This is a genomic window from Gracilibacillus saliphilus (genome assembly GCF_010994085.1).
Taxonomy (GTDB): domain Bacteria; phylum Bacillota; class Bacilli; order Bacillales; family Amphibacillaceae; genus Gracilibacillus; species Gracilibacillus lacisalsi.
In genome coordinates this window covers 221,416-239,562 of the sequence record NZ_WJEB01000004.1, presented here as the reverse complement: position 1 = coordinate 239,562, position 18,147 = coordinate 221,416, and the positions used below count along the sequence as shown (strand labels likewise).

13 protein-coding genes are annotated in these 18,147 nt (G+C 36.4%); 8 read left to right on the top strand and 5 right to left on the bottom strand.

Annotated elements, in window-relative coordinates; all coding sequences use genetic code 11:
• Positions 1-74: 74 nt before the first annotated feature.
• The 3 genes from GHT08_RS07440 to GHT08_RS07430 form a co-directional block, all read right to left on the bottom strand.
• Positions 75-380, bottom strand: coding sequence for a nucleotidyltransferase family protein (locus GHT08_RS07440; protein WP_163580801.1), 306 nt, complete (start codon positions 378-380; stop codon positions 75-77).
• A 54-nt stretch (positions 381-434) separates the two neighbouring features.
• Positions 435-656 carry an HI0074 family nucleotidyltransferase substrate-binding subunit gene (locus tag GHT08_RS07435; RefSeq protein WP_163580800.1) on the bottom strand — a complete coding sequence of 74 codons (222 nt, stop codon included), beginning with the start codon at positions 654-656 and terminating at the stop codon, positions 435-437.
• A 260-nt stretch (positions 657-916) separates the two neighbouring features.
• On the bottom strand, positions 917-1,882 hold the full coding sequence (locus GHT08_RS07430; protein ID WP_163580799.1) for a M23 family metallopeptidase: 966 nt from the start codon (positions 1,880-1,882) through the stop codon (positions 917-919).
• 375 nt (positions 1,883-2,257) lie between these two features.
• Here GHT08_RS07430 and GHT08_RS22140 point away from each other — a divergent pair, with 375 nt between their 5' ends.
• Entirely contained in the window at positions 2,258-3,061 is an 804-nt protein-coding gene (locus GHT08_RS22140; RefSeq protein WP_238343518.1) for an MATE family efflux transporter, read from the top strand.
• A gap of 44 nt (positions 3,062-3,105) precedes the next feature.
• Here the strand turns inward: GHT08_RS22140 and GHT08_RS07420 are convergent, their stop codons facing one another.
• Positions 3,106-3,636 (bottom strand): SMI1/KNR4 family protein, encoded by a 531-nt coding sequence (locus tag GHT08_RS07420; protein WP_163580798.1) that lies wholly within the window; start codon positions 3,634-3,636, stop codon positions 3,106-3,108.
• A gap of 347 nt (positions 3,637-3,983) precedes the next feature.
• Between GHT08_RS07420 and GHT08_RS07415 the strand changes: the two genes are divergently transcribed.
• The 6 genes from GHT08_RS07415 to GHT08_RS07390 all read left to right on the top strand — a co-directional run bounded on the left by GHT08_RS07415 (position 3,984) and on the right by GHT08_RS07390 (position 10,563).
• Positions 3,984-4,613 carry a hypothetical protein gene (locus tag GHT08_RS07415; RefSeq protein WP_163580797.1) on the top strand — a complete coding sequence of 210 codons (630 nt, stop codon included), beginning with the start codon at positions 3,984-3,986 and terminating at the stop codon, positions 4,611-4,613.
• 9 nt (positions 4,614-4,622) lie between these two features.
• Positions 4,623-4,787: a hypothetical protein gene (locus tag GHT08_RS07410; RefSeq protein ID WP_163580796.1), complete on the top strand. Its 165-nt coding sequence runs from the start codon at positions 4,623-4,625 to the stop codon at positions 4,785-4,787.
• A gap of 6 nt (positions 4,788-4,793) precedes the next feature.
• Positions 4,794-4,931: a CGNR zinc finger domain-containing protein gene (locus tag GHT08_RS22550; protein ID WP_163580863.1), complete on the top strand. Its 138-nt coding sequence runs from the start codon at positions 4,794-4,796 to the stop codon at positions 4,929-4,931.
• 80 nt (positions 4,932-5,011) lie between these two features.
• A complete protein-coding gene (locus tag GHT08_RS07400) occupies positions 5,012-6,904 on the top strand; it encodes a BglG family transcription antiterminator (protein ID WP_163580795.1) in 1,893 nt (630 codons plus the stop codon).
• 148 nt (positions 6,905-7,052) lie between these two features.
• A complete protein-coding gene (locus GHT08_RS07395; protein WP_163580794.1) occupies positions 7,053-8,468 on the top strand; it encodes a glycoside hydrolase family 1 protein in 1,416 nt (471 codons plus the stop codon).
• A gap of 208 nt (positions 8,469-8,676) precedes the next feature.
• Entirely contained in the window at positions 8,677-10,563 is a 1,887-nt protein-coding gene (locus tag GHT08_RS07390; RefSeq protein ID WP_163580793.1) for a beta-glucoside-specific PTS transporter subunit IIABC, read from the top strand.
• Between the two features lie 415 nt (positions 10,564-10,978).
• Here GHT08_RS07390 and GHT08_RS07385 read toward each other — a convergent pair whose 3' ends face one another.
• Complete coding sequence (locus tag GHT08_RS07385) at positions 10,979-11,827, bottom strand: CvfB family protein (RefSeq protein ID WP_163580792.1); 849 nt, start codon at positions 11,825-11,827, stop codon at positions 10,979-10,981.
• A gap of 698 nt (positions 11,828-12,525) precedes the next feature.
• Between GHT08_RS07385 and GHT08_RS07380 the strand changes: the two genes are divergently transcribed.
• A complete protein-coding gene (locus tag GHT08_RS07380; RefSeq protein ID WP_163580791.1) occupies positions 12,526-17,898 on the top strand; it encodes a phosphodiester glycosidase family protein in 5,373 nt (1,790 codons plus the stop codon).
• Positions 17,899-18,147: the final 249 nt, after the last annotated feature.

Sequence of the window (18,147 nt, the reverse complement as noted above, 5' to 3'; positions counted from 1 at the left end):
TTGCTTGCAATTTAAGCTATATTGCAACCTATTCATGAGAAAGTTTCATGTGGTTTAAATGTAACCTTATTGATTTAGCTAGAAGTGTAAATAGCTTTTCCAAATTCGTCTATATGCTCTCGTAATTGTTGATTTTCTAATTGGTCATAATGAACAATATCGAAGAAATAGGGAAGTGGATAGCTTTCTTCCAATAGGTCATGTAATTGTAATAATGTCGATTGACTGATATGATCTCCAACTATAGCTAGGTTTATATCAGATCCTTTTTTATAATTTCCTACTGCTCTGCTACCAAAAATGATTGCTTGCTCTATCTCAGGATGTTGTTTTAATGCTGCTATTATATATTGTTGATCTCTTTCCAATAAACCAAACATATACTATCTTTCCCTTTTTAATCGTTCATATAATTGGTGTAATATCGGGACAAATTAACTTCTGATTTGTTCGACTAGTTTAATCACTAATTGTTCATCGTAAGTATAAGTAGTTAGGTTTCTTTGAGCGAGTGCATCCATCCAAATATGGCCATTATCAATTAGTTCCATTTGGAAAGCCTGTTTAATCGTCTCTCTAGGGCTTTTCACTATATATCCTTCTGATTCTAAATAATCTTTTAGTAGCTTCCAACTAAGTTCGATCGTTGATTCCATCTTAATTCTTTTAATGGATCCATTTACATCTCCCCACAATATGGTGATAACTATATTTTAACTTAATACCCATTCTTGTTCTATTGGAACTGGATACACAATTCTAATTGCTACTGAAAACTTCTTTGTGCATTTTTAACTTTAGAGCCTAGAAGTGGACGCGGATAAATAAGCACAAATGCTGTTCTGAAGATACACTTCTTGTAGCCAAATCCTTGCATCCTTATTAGTATTTCCTTAATAAAATAACACATATTTTTTTAGAATCCCTCAACAATATCCCCTCGAGTAGGCTCTTCTCCATTTTCTAACTTAATCCTAATAGAAGTAGCTTCTTCTAAATTATCGCTATCTGCTACATGAAAATGAATGTGCGGTTCGCTGGAATTCCCCGAGTTACCTACATTTCCTAACAAATCACCAGCATTGACTTGATCGCCTTCGTCCACTTCAAGAGATCCTTGTTTGAAATGGGCAATATAACTGTATTCATTATTTTCATGCTCCAGGATAACATGGTTTCCAAGTGGCTCCTCAGCATTAGTATCAACTGTAGGTGTATTGTCTGGTATGTCATTTTCTGCGGAGACAACTGTTCCTTCTCTAGGTGCGACAATATCTTGCCCAAATGCATAATAGCTTTCATTATCTGTAGGATCGCCATTATAGGTGAAACCATCTTCTACAATAAGTAAATCGTAGGCATATCTCTGACTTGCTACTGCATAATGATAGTTGACAAGCTCATTTATACCACCCCAAAAAGTGAACCACTCTCCGATCATGGGCATTTGATATGTATTTTCTGTATATACTTCATCACTTTCCGGGTGACTACTGATAGGTGTAAGTTGAATCCCTTCGATTGTTTGATCGTCTGCAAAGTGACTTACAATACCTTTGTCTCCTTCGTCACTGATCCATTGGTATTCTGTTACATTTTGAATAGGCATCTCAGATAGAAGTTCAAAGTTAGTGACTCCACTATTAAAGTCACTACCTACTTCACGGAATTCATCTAATGTCACCATATCTTGAAACGATTCGCTTGTCTGGTGATAAATTACATCAAAATTCCCTGCTAGAAATTCGTCTGCAAATTGATCAGCAGCAATCGTTTTTTCTTTGGAATTACTTTCCTCTTGTACATTCTCACTATCATTGCTACATGCAACTAGTATTATCCCGAATAATACCCCCATACCAACTAATGAAAATATCTTCATATCCCACTCTCCTTCTAGTATTCTCCTATTTGCAGGAGCCCTACACAAAATGTACAGATGCGTTAAGGAAAGAATAACAATAATTCATGTAAATGAACAGCGTAAAAGAATTTATCTACTCAATAAAGAAAAATCTAGTGAAGCATTATGCTAGAGTATATCTATAATATCATGTAAAATCATAAATGATAGCGCTTTAGTTTAGTCGTTAAACAAAGATGAAGTTACAATGTCGGTTCATTGAAGTGGTGAGGGTAAAATGCCAAAAGCGAACAACGAAAAGCAAACTTTGAAAAAGGTCGGCTTATTGGCGATAACATGGCCATCTTTATTGAGGTATTTTTAAACACTTTCATGAGAATAGCAGATATTTTCATGCTCAGTTTTGTGTCAGATGAAGCGGTTGCTGCCATTGGTGTCGTCAATCAAATGATGATGTTTCCCTTTGTATTGTTTAACTTTACAGCGATGGGGTCAGGTGTGGTTGTAGCACAGTTTGTCGGAGCAAACAAACTGAATGATGTTAGTAAAACGATCGCGAATGCAATTTTTATTAATTTATTGTTTGGTTTCTTTATCAGTAGCATGATCGTCATATTCCGCTACCAATTTCTAAATATATTCCATATGTCCCGAGAATTGATTGAATATGCAGATATTTATATCTTGATTGTTGGTGGAACACTGTTTACTCAAGCAATGGTGATGACTCTTTTCTCAGTATTACAGGCACAAGGTTTTACTAAAGAAGTAATGTATGTAGCACTAGGGATGAATAATCTCAACATTATTGGAAACTACTTCGTTATTTTCGGACCATTCGGATTACCGAAGTTAGGAGTAATGGGGGTGGCTATTTCAACTGCTGTGTGTCGTGACAGTAAAGGTGTATGGTACCCTTCATCTGTAGATGAGCAATCTGGTAAAACATTATTAGCTCCGGCTTCAGCGGAGTACAAAAAAGTACCTGAGGATCAAAGAGTGAAGTGGGGACCTACTGAAAGAAAAATCTATAAAACTTGGTATGAATCTCAGTATGGAATTAGAAGTTGGAATAACATTGAAATTCACCATATTATTCCCCGAGCCTATGGTGGTAGTAATGACCCGGCCAATTTAATATCGCTTCCTAAATCTTTTCATCGAGGTACAGTAAACTCTTGGTGGACAAATAATTAAAGAATACCCCCTCTTAATTTAAGAGGGGGTATTTGTGATAACAATCATGAAATACTCCAACGGTAATAGAAAGTATCAGAATCTTTCCATTCCCAATATTTTACTCCTTGTGCAATAATTAAACGATCCAACCATAGTTCAAAATTTGCATTCAATTTTAGTGCATCTTCAAACCCATCTACTGAATCCAAACAAAACAAATAATCATTAATTCCTTTTTTATAAACTCTAGTATCTATTACGATACGAGTATCTAAGAAACTGGCTATGCAAAAGCACCCTTCGGGTAAGTTGGGGTATTTAAAAGTAATTAATTCTTCTAAACTATATAAATCTAAGTCTTCAAAAATTCTTGCTCCATTGTGTTCTAACAGGAAACTCTGATAATCTTTTGGCAAAATCCAATTATGCTCGGATTGGAAGTTTTCAATTTGTTCTTTTGTAGCTGGTTTTTGAAAAGAACAAGCAAGTTCAAAAATACCCCCAACTTCTTGCTGTATAGTAATAATTCCATCACTATTTAATCTTTGTTTTAAACCGTGCAAAGTTTTTCTAATAATTTGACCTTCTTCCATTTAACACACACTCCTTTTAGTTGTCAGCATGAGTTCTATGATATTTTTTTGTAATTGATAGTTCTTATTCCAGTCGAATTTATTTTATGACACTAGTAAATTTTAACATATGAATATAAAGAAAAGTGTTGTAATTTTGTATTCAGTTCTCAGGATCATTTGATGGTAAATTAAATCTGAGAGCGTCAATCATTGATTGGGAATCGTCAGGAAGTATAGAAGCTAGCGAAACATTAGCTAAGAAAGAACTTGGCCAAGTGTGTTAATGCAATTAATGTAAATCCTGATCAACTAGAGATTCAACCTGCCAATATCATTAAATAATTTGAACAGGAGTTGACGCAGCTTTGAAGGTGATTATAAATATAGCCATTCTTATCATAATAGAATATTTTATGATAGATTGGTTTATAAAAGGAATCTATTATTTTATTTTCAAATCTAATCAATATCTTAGTTTTACAAGTCCAATGATGCATTTATCGAAATATTTTGTTATAGGTTTTACATTAATTGTACTTTTCAGGAAATATGTGACGCTTACGCAAGCAGGTAAGGTTTGCAGTTTGATTGTCATGGTTATATTATTATTTTCTTTTATTTCAACCACCTTCTGGTTTAATGCAGCGGGGGCAGATAAAATAGTCAAGCATCGTTTTGGCTGGGCGAATAGCATAAGTTGGGAAGAAGTAGATTATATAGCAACTAATATTTATCATGAGCAAAAAGTTGCGATAGAGAATGAAAGTCCGTTCAAACATTCAAAAGTAAAAGAAGAGTACATGATTCATTTAAACGATGGGAGTCGTATCAATGTTTGGAACGATATTTCGACTGTTTATGATCTGCATCGTTACATTGTTGATCAAGAGATCGAGGTTAAATACTTAACTGAATCAGAAAATTTCGATCAAAATTTTGCTTATTATTTTGATGATTCATTAGAGGAAGCACATTTTGTATTTGGAGTTAGATAAGAATTAAAAATGCAATATAACTTATTTATAACTGAAAGGGGACATAACATTGCAGCAAATGATAAATATGATTATCGGCCTATTGTGATTGCTATTCCTGTAGGTGATCCTACTAATGAGTTACTTTCAATCATTTTATACAATGCGATCCAGCTATATACAAGCAATAAATGAGCATATATCCATCATTGTGCAAATCCAGCCTGTATATTATTATTTATTGATAAACGAGGCAAAAGGAAATGGTGTTCCATGAAAATCTATGTAAATCGTGAAAAAGTAACACGTCACCAAAAAAGGAGAAAGCAACAAAAGTAATGTTATTGTCTTGGTTGGATAGTGATTAGAAAAATTTTGATTTTTATCCACTAATCTAGATAGAAAGAAGTGGTATTTGAATGTTCAGTAAACGTCAAAAAATAATCTTATCTTATATTCTTTATATAGATGTTCCAATAAAGCTTGATTTACTCGCTGGTATTATTCAAGTTTCGATTCATACGATTCGAAAGGAGTTAGAAAACATTAACAGAATCCTTTCTGAAAGTGACACTCAAGTGTCCATTTCAAATAAAGGTCAATGTTATATAGAAAATGAAAAAAAGGAAGCGGTTAGAAATTTATTAATTAACCCAATTTTTATAGATAAAAATAATATTGAAAATCATATTGTTTGGGATAGGATTTATACGATCATAGGTATGCTTTCCTTTGAAGAAGATTATGTAAGTATGGAAGAACTTGCGGATAGGCTCTTCGTATCCAAATCTACGATTAATTTAGATATAACTGAAATTAAAAGGATCATCAGCAGAATTTCTGGTATTCATTTTACTATTTCTAATACGAAGGGATTAAAATTTAAAGGAAAAGAAGAAGATTTTCGATATCTGCTAGCTAAAATGATTGTCCAAGGCTTAAATATAGAAACGGTTTTGCAAAATTTATTTCCTACAATGGATTTCGAAATAACTATAAAATATTCTCATATAAATAAAGTATTAAGAGAAATCATGATCAAGCACGATTTCATCATATCCGGAAAAGCTTTTGGACTAGTTGGTGCCAGTCTTTTAATTAGTGCTATTCGTGATGAGTTAGGGTATATAGTACACACCCAAATAGATGAGTCCCTTTTACCAATGATGAAGGAGTTAGAGCAACGTTTTCAAAAAGAGGTGGGGATCACTTTTACCAATTCAGATATGCTTTACATACAGCAAGTCATTATGGAACAAAATCATTTCTATAAGAATAATAATTGGGATATAAAGGATAGGCAGATTGTTTCAGTATTTACTCGGGCAATAAGTGATTTGTTTAAAATAGATTTGAAAAAATATCATCATTTTGAAGAAGATTTTCTATTTTACATCCATCAATTAAACCAAAGGGTTAAAAATAATCATGATTACACCAATTTTTATAAACGACAAATTAACCGAATGTTTCAAATGTCCGCAAGTATTGTTGCCTATTGCAAACCACACCTTAAAGAACTGGGAGTTACTTACTCAGAGGCAGAGTTAGCTTATATTACGCTGTTTTTAGGTAACTATATTGAAACAGAAGAACCGACCTTAAATATATTGTTTGTTTCTGATGAACATACTGCACTAGTAAATTGGATTGTGTCTGAAGTTGAGCGCCTGATGGGTACATCTGTGCAGATATTAAATACGATACCAAGATATTTATTTGAGGCAAATATGGACGCATTTTTAAAAAATATTGATGTGATCTTAACGACAGATCAAATTAATGTAAATCATAACTGCGCTGTGATTTTCATTCAATCACTATTTGGAAAAGTAGAGCAAGATTTTTTACAATCTCTTTTACAAGATTACTTAAAAAAATCTAAAATGAAGAAATTACGAGAAATAGAAAATACAGCAATTGGACAGGAGCATTTCATACAGATTTCTGAGAAATATAAGGAACTCAACCAGTGTGTCGACCATATGCTTGAAAAACTTGGATACTTAGAATCGATAGATAACAACGAGATAGATAAACATTTCATACCCAACGATACTAAAATAGCATATGCTTCTTTTATTTCAAATCGTCCAGGTCAGTCGAAGATCATTATTGGTAAATTGCCAAAGAGTATTACTTATGGAAATAAAGCAATTCATACGATCATTATCTCACTTTATCATGCAAATGATCATGCTATAGCGCGTCCATTTTATCAGTATATTCGATTTTTAATGGATCCTGCTCATAATAATCGAATAGGTAAAATCAAAAACTATTCTGATTTTAAGAATATACTTGACCGATAAAGGCTGTTTAGTTTTTTATCATGTACATGATAAAAAAACTAAATGGTCTTTTCTTTTTTTCTTCGGTATTTTAGAACTATAGCAAGATGTATAGAAAATCCGATAAATCTAATAGCAATTTTGACTTTTTTAAAGGGAGGAATTATTAATGGAATATAAATCATATGCTTCATTTGATCCAAATTTCCTATGGGGAGCAGGCACTTCATCCTTCCAAGTAGAAGGAGCTGTTCAAGAAGATGGAAAAGGACTTTCTGTTATTGATGTGATGCAAAAAAATCCTGATATAACAGATTTCTCTGTTGCTTCCGATCATTATAATCGTGTGGAGGAAGACGTTGCCCTTATGGCAGAATTAGGCTTGAAAGTTTACCGTTTCTCGATTGCGTGGACGCGTATTTTTCCAGATGGAAATGGAGAGGTGAACGAAAAAGGGGTGGCCTTCTACGATCATTTAATTAATGAATTGATAAAACATAATATCGAACCATTAGTGACAATTTATCATTTTGATTATCCACAAAGCCTTGTAGAGCAATATGGAGGATGGTTATCGAGAAAAAGTATTGAAGATTATCGATCCTATGCGGAATTTTTATTTAAAACATATGGTGACCGTGTAAAATACTGGTTGACGATCAATGAACAAGACCATGTTGTCCGTATTCCAACGCGTCTCGGATTAACTGGGGATGACCATTATGAACAACTACGACTAGGTTATCAAGCCAACCATAATATGTGTGTTGCGACTGCCCTAACGATTAAGACGTTTCAAGAGTTGGGAATAGAGGGAAAGATTGGTCCTGCCATTTCTTATTCGATGGTACACCCTGCTAGCTCAAGTCCAGATGATGTACTAGCTAGTAAGGATGCGATGCTAATCAAACATAATTACTTGATGGATTTACATTGCTATGGAAAATACAGTCTTATGTTCTGGAGATACCTTGAAGAAAGAAATTTCACACCTTCTATAGAGGATGGAGATTTGGATTTGATGAAACAATATCCACCAACAATGATAGGGGTAAATTACTATTTCTCTGAAGCTATTCGTGCTTTCCCATCTACAGAAGAATATCCTATAGGGTATCAAAAGAAAGCGCTCCTACCAGAAGCGGAAGCAGGTGTATTTGAGGTTGTAAATAATGAAAATCTTGCAGCTACAGATTGGGGTTGGGAAATCGATCCTGTTGGACTGCGATTGACATTACGCGAGCTTCATGAACGCTATAATCTACCTATTATCATTACGGAAAATGGAATGGGTGCTTATGATAAGTTGGAAGAAGGGGACATTGTTCGAGATGATTATCGTATCTCCTATTTAAGAGAGCATATTAAACAAGTTCAATTAGCAATTAATGATGGAGTAAGAGTATTCGGCTATTGCCCATGGTCCTTCTTGGATATTGTAAGTGGACGTAATGGAATGTCGAAGCGTTACGGACTTGTGTATGTAAATCGAGAGGATTTCGATCTGAAAGACATGCGCAGAATTAAGAAAGAAAGCTTTAAGTGGTATCAAAAGGTAATTGCTTCAAATGGAGAGGATTTGTAATTTTTCTATAAATTTAGCAAGGGTTTATTGTAGCTAAATTCCTAAATATTACTATAACTCAACACTTTATAAGTAATTGGTTAAAAGCTTATCTATCTAATTTATCCCACATTTTAAGATTTAAGAAAACCAAAAAAGCAAAATGTGGGATCAGGTGAGCTAACACCCTAATTACTATTCACTCTATATAGATGAAGGAGGAAATGATATGGATCAACAAAAACTTGCCCAAGATATTCTGTCTCTTGTCGGAGACAAAGAAAATGTTGGAAGTGTTACGCATTGTTATACAAGATTGCGATTTAATTTGAAAAATGATGATTTAGCAAATAAGGAAAAGATAGAGGCACTTGATGGGGTCATTCGTGTCCAAAATCAAAGTGGTCAATTTCAAGTAGTTATTGGTAATGAAGTTGAAAAGGTATACAAGGAATTAGGGAAACTAGGTAACTTTGATAGTGAAACGAACGATGATTCCACGAAAGGAGAAAAAAAGGGGAATTTTATCGGGCGCTTCTTTGAAATAATTGCGTCCATTTTCACACCAATTATTCCTGCAATTGCTGGTGCCGGGTTAGTGAAAGGAATTTTAGGACTAGTTACCACATTGAATTGGGCACCCGAAGATAGTGATATTGTAGCTATTTTAAATATTGTTGCAGATGCTGTATTTTATTTCTTGCCTTTCTTTCTTGCTGTGTCAGCTGCGAGAAAGTTTAAAACGAATGAATTTCTTGCTCTTGCATTAGCAGGGGGACTAATGTATCCAACGTTAATCGAAGGAGAAAAAGCAATTGCTGAAGGTGGAGCGGAAGGGTTATCATTATTTGGCTTACCAGTTCCATTTATTAATTATAGTTCTACCGTTATTCCTATAATTATCTCTGTATGGTTATTAAGTTATGTTAGTAAATGGATAGATGCTAAAATGCCAAGTGCACTTCGTATTATCTTTACACCTACTATTATTTTATTAATAATGATTCCGTTTCAACTAATTGCCATTGGACCACTTGGTTCGTATCTAGGTTTAGGATTAGCAGACGGTGTTACTTGGTTGTTTGAGCGTGCTGGTATACTCGCTGGTGGGATTCTTGGTGCTGCGCGACCTCTGTTAGTTATTGTCGGAATGCACTATGGATTAATGCCGATAGCGATCCAAAATGTTGCTGTTCTTGGATATGATTATCTAATTCCTGTATTTCTTATGGCTAATATGGGACAAGCTGCAGCTGCTCTCGCTGTATTTATGAAAACGAAAAATAAAGACATGAAAACGATCGCTGCATCTTCAAGTATTTCTGCGTTCCTAGGGATCACAGAACCAGCAATGTATGGAGTAAACTTGCGGTTGAAAAAACCGTTTATCGCTGCTTTAATCGGCTCAGGAATCGGTGGTGCGTTTGTAACCGGATTAGGTGTAACTTCATCAGCCTTCGTATTACCAGGTTTAACAAGTCTCCCAGTTTTCGGTGGCTCTAAATTTATCTATCTTATTCTAGGGCTATTAATCACAATAGCAATTTCAATGTTATTAACATTTGTATTTGGATTTAAAGACATCGAGAGTAAAAAAGAGAAGACAGAGGATAAAGAACTATCAGCTGTTAAAAATGAACAACAGTCTACATTTGAAGGACAGACAGTGAATAGTCCATTGGAAGGGGAGATTATTCCGCTTAAGAATGTAAGTGATCCCACTTTTGCGAAAGGCCTTATGGGAGAAGGAATAGCAATTGAACCGATGAATGGTAAAGTCGTAGCTCCGTTTGATGGATCAATAGTTTCGCTATTCCAAACAAAGCATGCGATTGGCTTACGTTCAGAGAATGGATTGGAGTTGTTAATCCATGTTGGTTTGGATACGGTCAATCTTGAAGGAAAATATTACGCACCCCATGTAGAACAAGGACAAGATGTCAAACAAGGAGATCTTCTTATTACGTTTGATATTGAGAAGATTAAAGATGCCGGATATCCAACGGTGACGCCTATTATTGTAACGAACAGCTCTGATTATCATGAAATACTATCTAATGAGCAATCCAAACAAGTGAAACAAGGCGAATGGCTTTTAAAAGCTGTGAAAGATTAATTTAGCAATCTATAGAAATAAGGTGCTCAATCGAAATGTGTAGTTTATATTTAAAAGACTAGAACTTTGAGCTGATGTCCGTTCCAGGGGAAAGAAACAAGATGTATGTACGATGAGGCATTAAATAAAGAGGATTGACCAGCTGGTGAAATCAGGGATCTAGTCGTCCTTTCATCAACCAGACCAATGATACTAGGTTTCCCTATTCGTCGTGCTCTTTGGCAAATGCAATCATCAATTCACTTTTTTTAGTGATTTCTTAATTACGGCGATAACCGTCCGTAAGCCTCCACTTTATGCTTCAAGCATTTCTTAAATTTAGAGTGGTGAATCAAGTAAGATTTCTTCCATCAGTAGAAACGAAAAATCTACTGATGGAAGTTTTAATTTATCAAAAATGTTGAAAGAAGGACTTCTACTTATTAATTAAATAAGTTTTTCCATCACGTTGTTCAATTTTTCTTTCTTTCATCAACTTACCAAGTGCACGTTTGAATGCTGCTTTACTTATGTTAAATGTGTCACGGATATCTTCAGGATCGCTTTTATCGGAAAACGGAATCACGCCACCACTTTCTTCTAATTGTGCCAATATTGCATCAGCATCTTCACCCATACTATGCTGTTTTAATGGTCGTAGTGATACATTTAATGTTCCGTCACGCTTCACTTCAATTACGCGACCCTCTACTAGTTCACCTAGACGTGGTTCTTCCTTTCGTTCAGTGTGATGGATAAACCCACGATAGCCCTCTTCTGTAATACAAACAGCCCCTTCTCTGTCTGTGCGATAGATGCGACCACTCATGGTTTTATTTAATAAATCATCCGGTGCAAATTCAAATTCCCTTTCCAAAATTCCCTCTGTTGCAGGGATTGCGAGCAGGCGTCCTTTACGATCTTTTCCTAATGTAACATAAAGCTGGTCGCCTATTGCTGGCCATACGTTTTCAAACAATGGCAGATCATCTTTTGATACGAGAATTTCTTTTGTTGTTCCAATGTTAACAAATACACCTAAGTGTGGTAAGACTTCCACAACTTCAGCCCAGCCATACGTATCGATTTGAATAGTCGGTAATTGTGTAGTTGCAACAGTTTGTCCTTTTTTATCCTGATATAGGAAAACATCAACAGTTTGCTCAGCTTCAAGTTCCGACGCTGTTTCATTATGGTGAAGGAGTATGTCGTTTTCTAAAACATAACCAGTATCGATTTTTCGTAGCACCTCCAGCGTTTGGATTGTACCTATTTGATTATTCATGTTAAAACCTTCTTTCTTCATTTATATGTATTGGAAAAGGGGTACTCTTACTATAAGAGTACCCCTTTGATTTCTAAAGTAACACATAAGATTTTTTATTTTTTAATATCCCTATAAATTAGGGTGGGAAATTTCATTTTTTGAATTTCACTTAACCGCGGTACATGTTCCACTGGGAATTTTCTAACTTAAGCAACATAAGCCCTACCTGCTCTTACGTCCTTGCGACCCCTTAGTCGCGCCAGTGTGAATAAGCATCTTCGAAAAACTTTCCGTAGAATGCCAGATACACTTATTTGTTACTTCACTTTGTTAACTTATCTATAATCTCACAAATGAATAGGAATGTCAACTATTAAATTCCGTTTTCACGGATCTACCGTCTGTATTTCATGAGTCTTTAGAAAACTTTCCTCATTTTTAACATACCACAGAAGTTAACCAAAACTCTCATTAGTAGGTTTCTACAATTGCTTAAAGTTAGAAAAAGGTACAGGAATGATTGTTCTCTCATATCAGGTATTTATTACTTGTATAAAGAAAAACATCAGCATAACATTATACCTGCATCAATTTACCTAGTCAATGACAAATGAGTAAACATTTACAAAAAATTTATACAAATACATGTTCTACTTAATATTAGCTTCCTAGAATAGAAGTTGGAATTTACGATAATAAATTTCAGGAGGTATAAGATGGATCATATAATTACTAAAGATTGGTGGAGGAGAAAAGCGAAAGTATTCTACATACTTCTTTTTTGGGCATGTATTTTTATTTCTTTTCCACTAATGACGTCAACTGCTGCTCCGCTGCCTGAAACAGAATTTGGCAAAGTATTGGACACACGGCAGGTGGAATTGGTTCCAGATGTAAATTATAATTGGCGCAATATGGAGACAGAACATGGCTTGCAAAAAATGCATTTTGTTGAGTTTGATCCTGCAAACGAGCATGTACAACTACAAGGTGGGACAAGTCAAGGCAAAGTGCGTGGTTTTCACACATTGACTGAAATGGCAGGGGATGTGGACAGGCCTGGTAACCGCGTGATTTCTGGTATCAATGGTGACTTTTATGAAGTAGCAACAGGCATACCGAATGGGTTGTTTATATTAGATGGCGAGATTTATAATACTCCGAGTTCGAATAATCAATATGCATTCGGTGTTACCGAGGACGGGCGAAGTGTTTATGGTCGTCCCAATCAACATTTACATAAAGAGTTACAGATAGACGGCCAATCATTTTCGATCAATCATATTAATCGTTTACGTGGTAATAATCAGCTTGTCTTGTATACAGATAAGTACTACACATCAACACAAACGGATAATAGTGGTGATGAAGTTGTACTTGATATCCAATCTGGTATGGTTCAAAGTGGCGAAACGGTGATAATGGAAGTTGTGGAAGTGAGGCAGAATGAAGGAAATACAAAACTTACTGAAGGACAGGCTGTTTTATCCGCGAGCGGAACAGCAAGGGAGATCTTAGCAGGACTTACAGCAGGTGATCTTGTAGAAGCAAGTTTCCTTGTTGAATCTCCATGGGATGAAGTAGTGACAGCAATCGGTGGAAATTCCATGCTTGTTGAAAATGGTGAAGCCAATACTGATCTAAGTCCTGGGGTACATCCCCGCAGTGCGATTGGTACTAAGCCAGACGGTTCGATTGTGTTATATGAAGTGGATGGACGTCAGCCAGGTTTTAGTGAAGGCTTAAAGTTGGATGATCTCGCGCTTGTTATGAAGGACTTAGGTGTAGAAAATGCGATGAACTTGGATGGTGGTGGATCGTCTACTTTTATAGGCAGGATGCCTGGAGAGCACACTGCACGAATGTTAAATAGTGGTTCTGATGGTGGGGAACGAAATAATGCGAACGGGTTGCTTCTTGTTAGTACAGCGTCAGAAACAAATGAGCCAGAAAATTTGGTTATTTCGCCATCATTTGAGCGGGTTTTGAGTGGATCGAGTTTTTCATTTGATGCATCCGCTGTTGATACCAATGGACATGCTGTATCATTCGATGGATTACTAGAGTGGAGTAATGATGAGGAAATTGGTGAAATAACAGATGGCCAATATATTGCTTCTAGCCATGCGTCCACTGGTGAATTACGAGTTTCCTCAACAAATGTTAACGATGGAGTGGCATCTGTTGAAGTTGTAAATGAATTGACTGATCTGCAGTTGGAAACAACTGAAATGGCGGTTATGCCAGGTGAAACAGTGAACTTAGATATAACAGCTTTACGTAATGGTCAAGTCATTCAGGCTGATGCAGATCAATTTGACTGGATGGTCGAAGGGGATATTGGTACCGTAAATGATAAGGGAGTGTTTACGGCCACAAATCAAGATGAAGTAAATGGGAAAGTAGTTGTAAGCTATGGAGAAGTTACGGCTGAAACACGCCTAAGTGTTGGACAGCCACCAGTGATGATAGAAGATTTTAATGATTTTTCAGATGATTTTGCATTTCATGATCGTTATTATAATCAGTCTGGAGCTACTTATGTATCGGTAAGCGCAGATTTAGAGTCTAATCAGGATTATGTCCGCTCAGGAGATCATTCACTACGTCTTGATTACGATTTTCGAGGGAAAACTGGCACATCTGGTGCCTATTTAACAGTAAAAGGTGCAAGCAACCGATTAGAGGTGCCTGGATATCCTATGAAGCTAGGAATGTGGGTATATGGTGATGGGCAAGGACATTGGTTACGTGCACAGTTTCGTGATGGAGATGGTAACGCTTTTCCTGTAGATCTAACTGGTAGTAATCCAGGTGTAGACTGGGTGGGATGGCGTTATGTTGAAGGAAATATTCCGCAGGGGCGCCCAATGCCATTAACAATAGATATGCCAGTGCGTTACATGGAGACAAATAATAGTAATAAAACGGATGGAACTCTTTTTGTTGATGATATTCGCGTTTTGTACGGCGATGTCGAAGAAGACCGCGAACCGCCGATCGTTCGTGATATTTATCCAGCAGAAGATGAAACGATTGAAACAAACATGCCAACAATTAAAGCTTTTGCTGAGGATGCGCATTACGATCCTGATTTGCATCCTGCTAACACGCTCATCAATCCTGAAAAAATAAGAATGTATGTTGATGGTAAGCAAGTCGAGCCAGCATTTTATCCATTAAATGGGCAAATCAGCTATACACCAGAAGAAAGTTTAAGTGACGGTATTCACGATGTTAAGCTTGCAGTACGCGATATGTCTGACAATGAGACAATTCGTGAATGGCAATTTAATGTGGACACAGGCTCATCGAAGTTCCGTTACACAACATTAGAAAATGTATATGCTGGCCAAATATATACGGTAGACATTAAAGGTGACCAGGTTAAAAAATTGAGTGGTGGCCATCTGGAATTTCAATTCGATCCAGATCAAACGAAGAATTGGTCAGTCTCGCCTCATTCTCTTTTAAAGGATGGCCAGGTAAGAGAAGTTATTGATGCAGAAACTGGGATGGTTAAAGTAATGTTCGAGAATCTGGAGAACGAGAACCTTACAGATGACGAAATTTTAGCACAGATTCACTATGACATTAAAGCCGATGCTGAAGGTGCAAATCAGATTGAGTTTGTATCTGGGGAGATACTACAAGTGGGAGATTCTGAACCACAGCGCTATGCTGGTTTAAATATGGTATCACAAATTGGTCATGAGCTTGTGCTGGAATGGAACGAGCAATATGCGAAAGGACAGACAACAACCTTTGAAGTATTGGATGAACAAGATCAGCCTGTAGCAGGTGCTTCTCTTTATGCTAATGGCAAGCGTATAGGTGACGAAAATCTAGTAACAGACGAAAATGGTATATTGCGTACTCCACTATTAACCGAAGAAGTGACAACACATATGGTCCAGGCAGTTGAAGGCAATCGTCACAGTCCTGTACACAGCTTTGAAGTTTCAGAACTCGCAGGAGAAATGAAACCAACTAATATTAGTGTTGCTATGGGTGCGGAATCAACAACTGAGAGGCGTTTTAACTGGAATACTCATCCGAGTGTTGATGGTACAGTGGTTGAATTAGTGAAAACCGAAGAATTTTCTGGCTTTGATGCAGACAATGTGATGGAATATATAGGGACAAACTATTCTTATAACACAACATTGGATGGTACGATCCGTGTTCATAAAGCAAGTGCAGATGATCTGGAACGAGGAACTTCTTATACGTATCGTGTTGGAGATGGTAAGGGATATTATAGCGAGACAGGAACATTTAAGACTGCACCAACTAATAGCAATGAAACGAAATTTTTGGTGTTTGGTGATTCCCAGGCAGGTTCGCTAGAGACTTATCAGCTATGGGGCAATACAGTGGACACAGCGTTTAATCATTATCCCGACAGTGAATTTATTATTCACCTTGGTGATATGGTTGATCATGGTCATAATGAAAAGCAGTGGAATTGGTGGTTTGAGACAGCTCAAGACCATTTGCTAAACACAACTACACAAACGGTTGTAGGTAACCATGAAGTGACTGGAACCCGGATGAATGAAGATTATTTAGCACACTATAATAATCCGAGCTCAGATTATCTTGGTGAAACGCTAGACGGAACGGTTTATTCGTTCGATTATAATAATATTCATTTTGTTTTCCTTAATAGTGAATATGATTTTGAAGAACAAAGTGAGTGGTTGCAAAGGGATTTAGAACAAAATGACAAAGATTGGACGATTGCAGTGTTTCACCGCAGTCCTTATGGAAGTACGTATGTAACAGAATCTGTCCAAGAGCACTGGGTACCAGTATTTGACGAGTTCGGTGTAGATCTTGTTCTTAATGGTCATGACCATATTTATTTACGTTCACACCCGATGAAAAATGGGGAACAGGTTGCTGAAGGTGAAGGGACGACTTATCTGACTCCAGGAGGTACTGGTAATAAGTACTACGGTCTTACGGAATATCCATGGCAAAAAGTTGTCGATGATGAAAAAACGCAAATGTACGCAGCTGTAGAAGTTAATGGAGAAAACCTTCAAGTTATCACGAAAACGATAGGTGGTAGAACAGTTGATGAGTTTACTTTAATCCCACTTGATAAATCAGGTTCTGACGAAGAAGTGGTAGCAGAAACTATTCAGCTGAGTAAGGAAGAAGTAGATTTAACAGTTGGAGAAAGTGACCAACTAGAAGCAATTATTTTACCGGAAGATGCAGAGAATAAGGAAATCGTATGGAGTGTGGAAGGATCTACTGAGGAAGTTGCAGAAGTTTCTGAAAGTGGATTAGTAACAGCGCTTGCGGCAGGAGAAGTACGTGTGAGAGCAACAAGTGCGGCGAATCCTGAAGTGTATACAGAAGCGATTATTCGTGTTACAGAAGATGATGAAGACGAAGAGCCATCCGAGCTAACAGCGCATTTGTCTGGTGAAAATAGCGTTCGAGCAGGGGAAAAGTTCTCTCTAGCATATGGACTAGAAGGCATGAAAGGACAACTGCCAACTCAACATGTTACGATTCGCTTTGATGAAGAACAAATCAGTTTTGAAGGTTTTGCAGAAACAGCAGAGAAAGAAGGGTTCCGTATCCTGACGCATGAAATTAATTCAGGAGAATTACAATTTGTAGCAGAGGATCGATCTGAGGATGCAGATTCTTTAAATGAAAACTTACAAAAGTTGATCTTCCGTACAAATAAGAAAGCTGATGCAGACATCAGTAATATCACTATAAATGATGTAGTAATGGAAGATCAGAATGGTGAGAAAATTCTTGTTTCGGGTATGACATTTAAGGTGACCATTCAAGCTGAGGCATCAAAATTAATTAAAACAATTGATCGAGCACAGCGATTGTATGACCGAACAGAAAATGTTAATCACCCTATCAAATACGATGAAGGATCGAGAAAGGTGTTCCATGATGCAATTGAAACAGCACAACTTGCTACAGATGACAATACAGCAACAAAAATGGAATTGGATCAGGCAGAAAAAGAACTCAAACAAGCGATTAAAGTTTATCAAACTACTAAAAATAAACCAAAACCTGTTAAAGGCCAAAGGCCAGATAAATAACTCTTTGTTTAAACAATTACGCTTTAACCGTGGATGATTTGGATATAGTTACGAAGCGATCAAATTTTTCTATTAAAAATATGCAAAAAGAAAGCATACCTTTTGAACCATTGGTATGCTTTCTTTTTCATTTCTGTGGGTCCATTAAAGAAAATCTCACTTTTCTTGCTAATTCGCCTATTTTCGACGTTTTATGGACAATCACGGATTCCAACCCCCTCATTTACTCATAGCTTGTAGAAAAAGAAG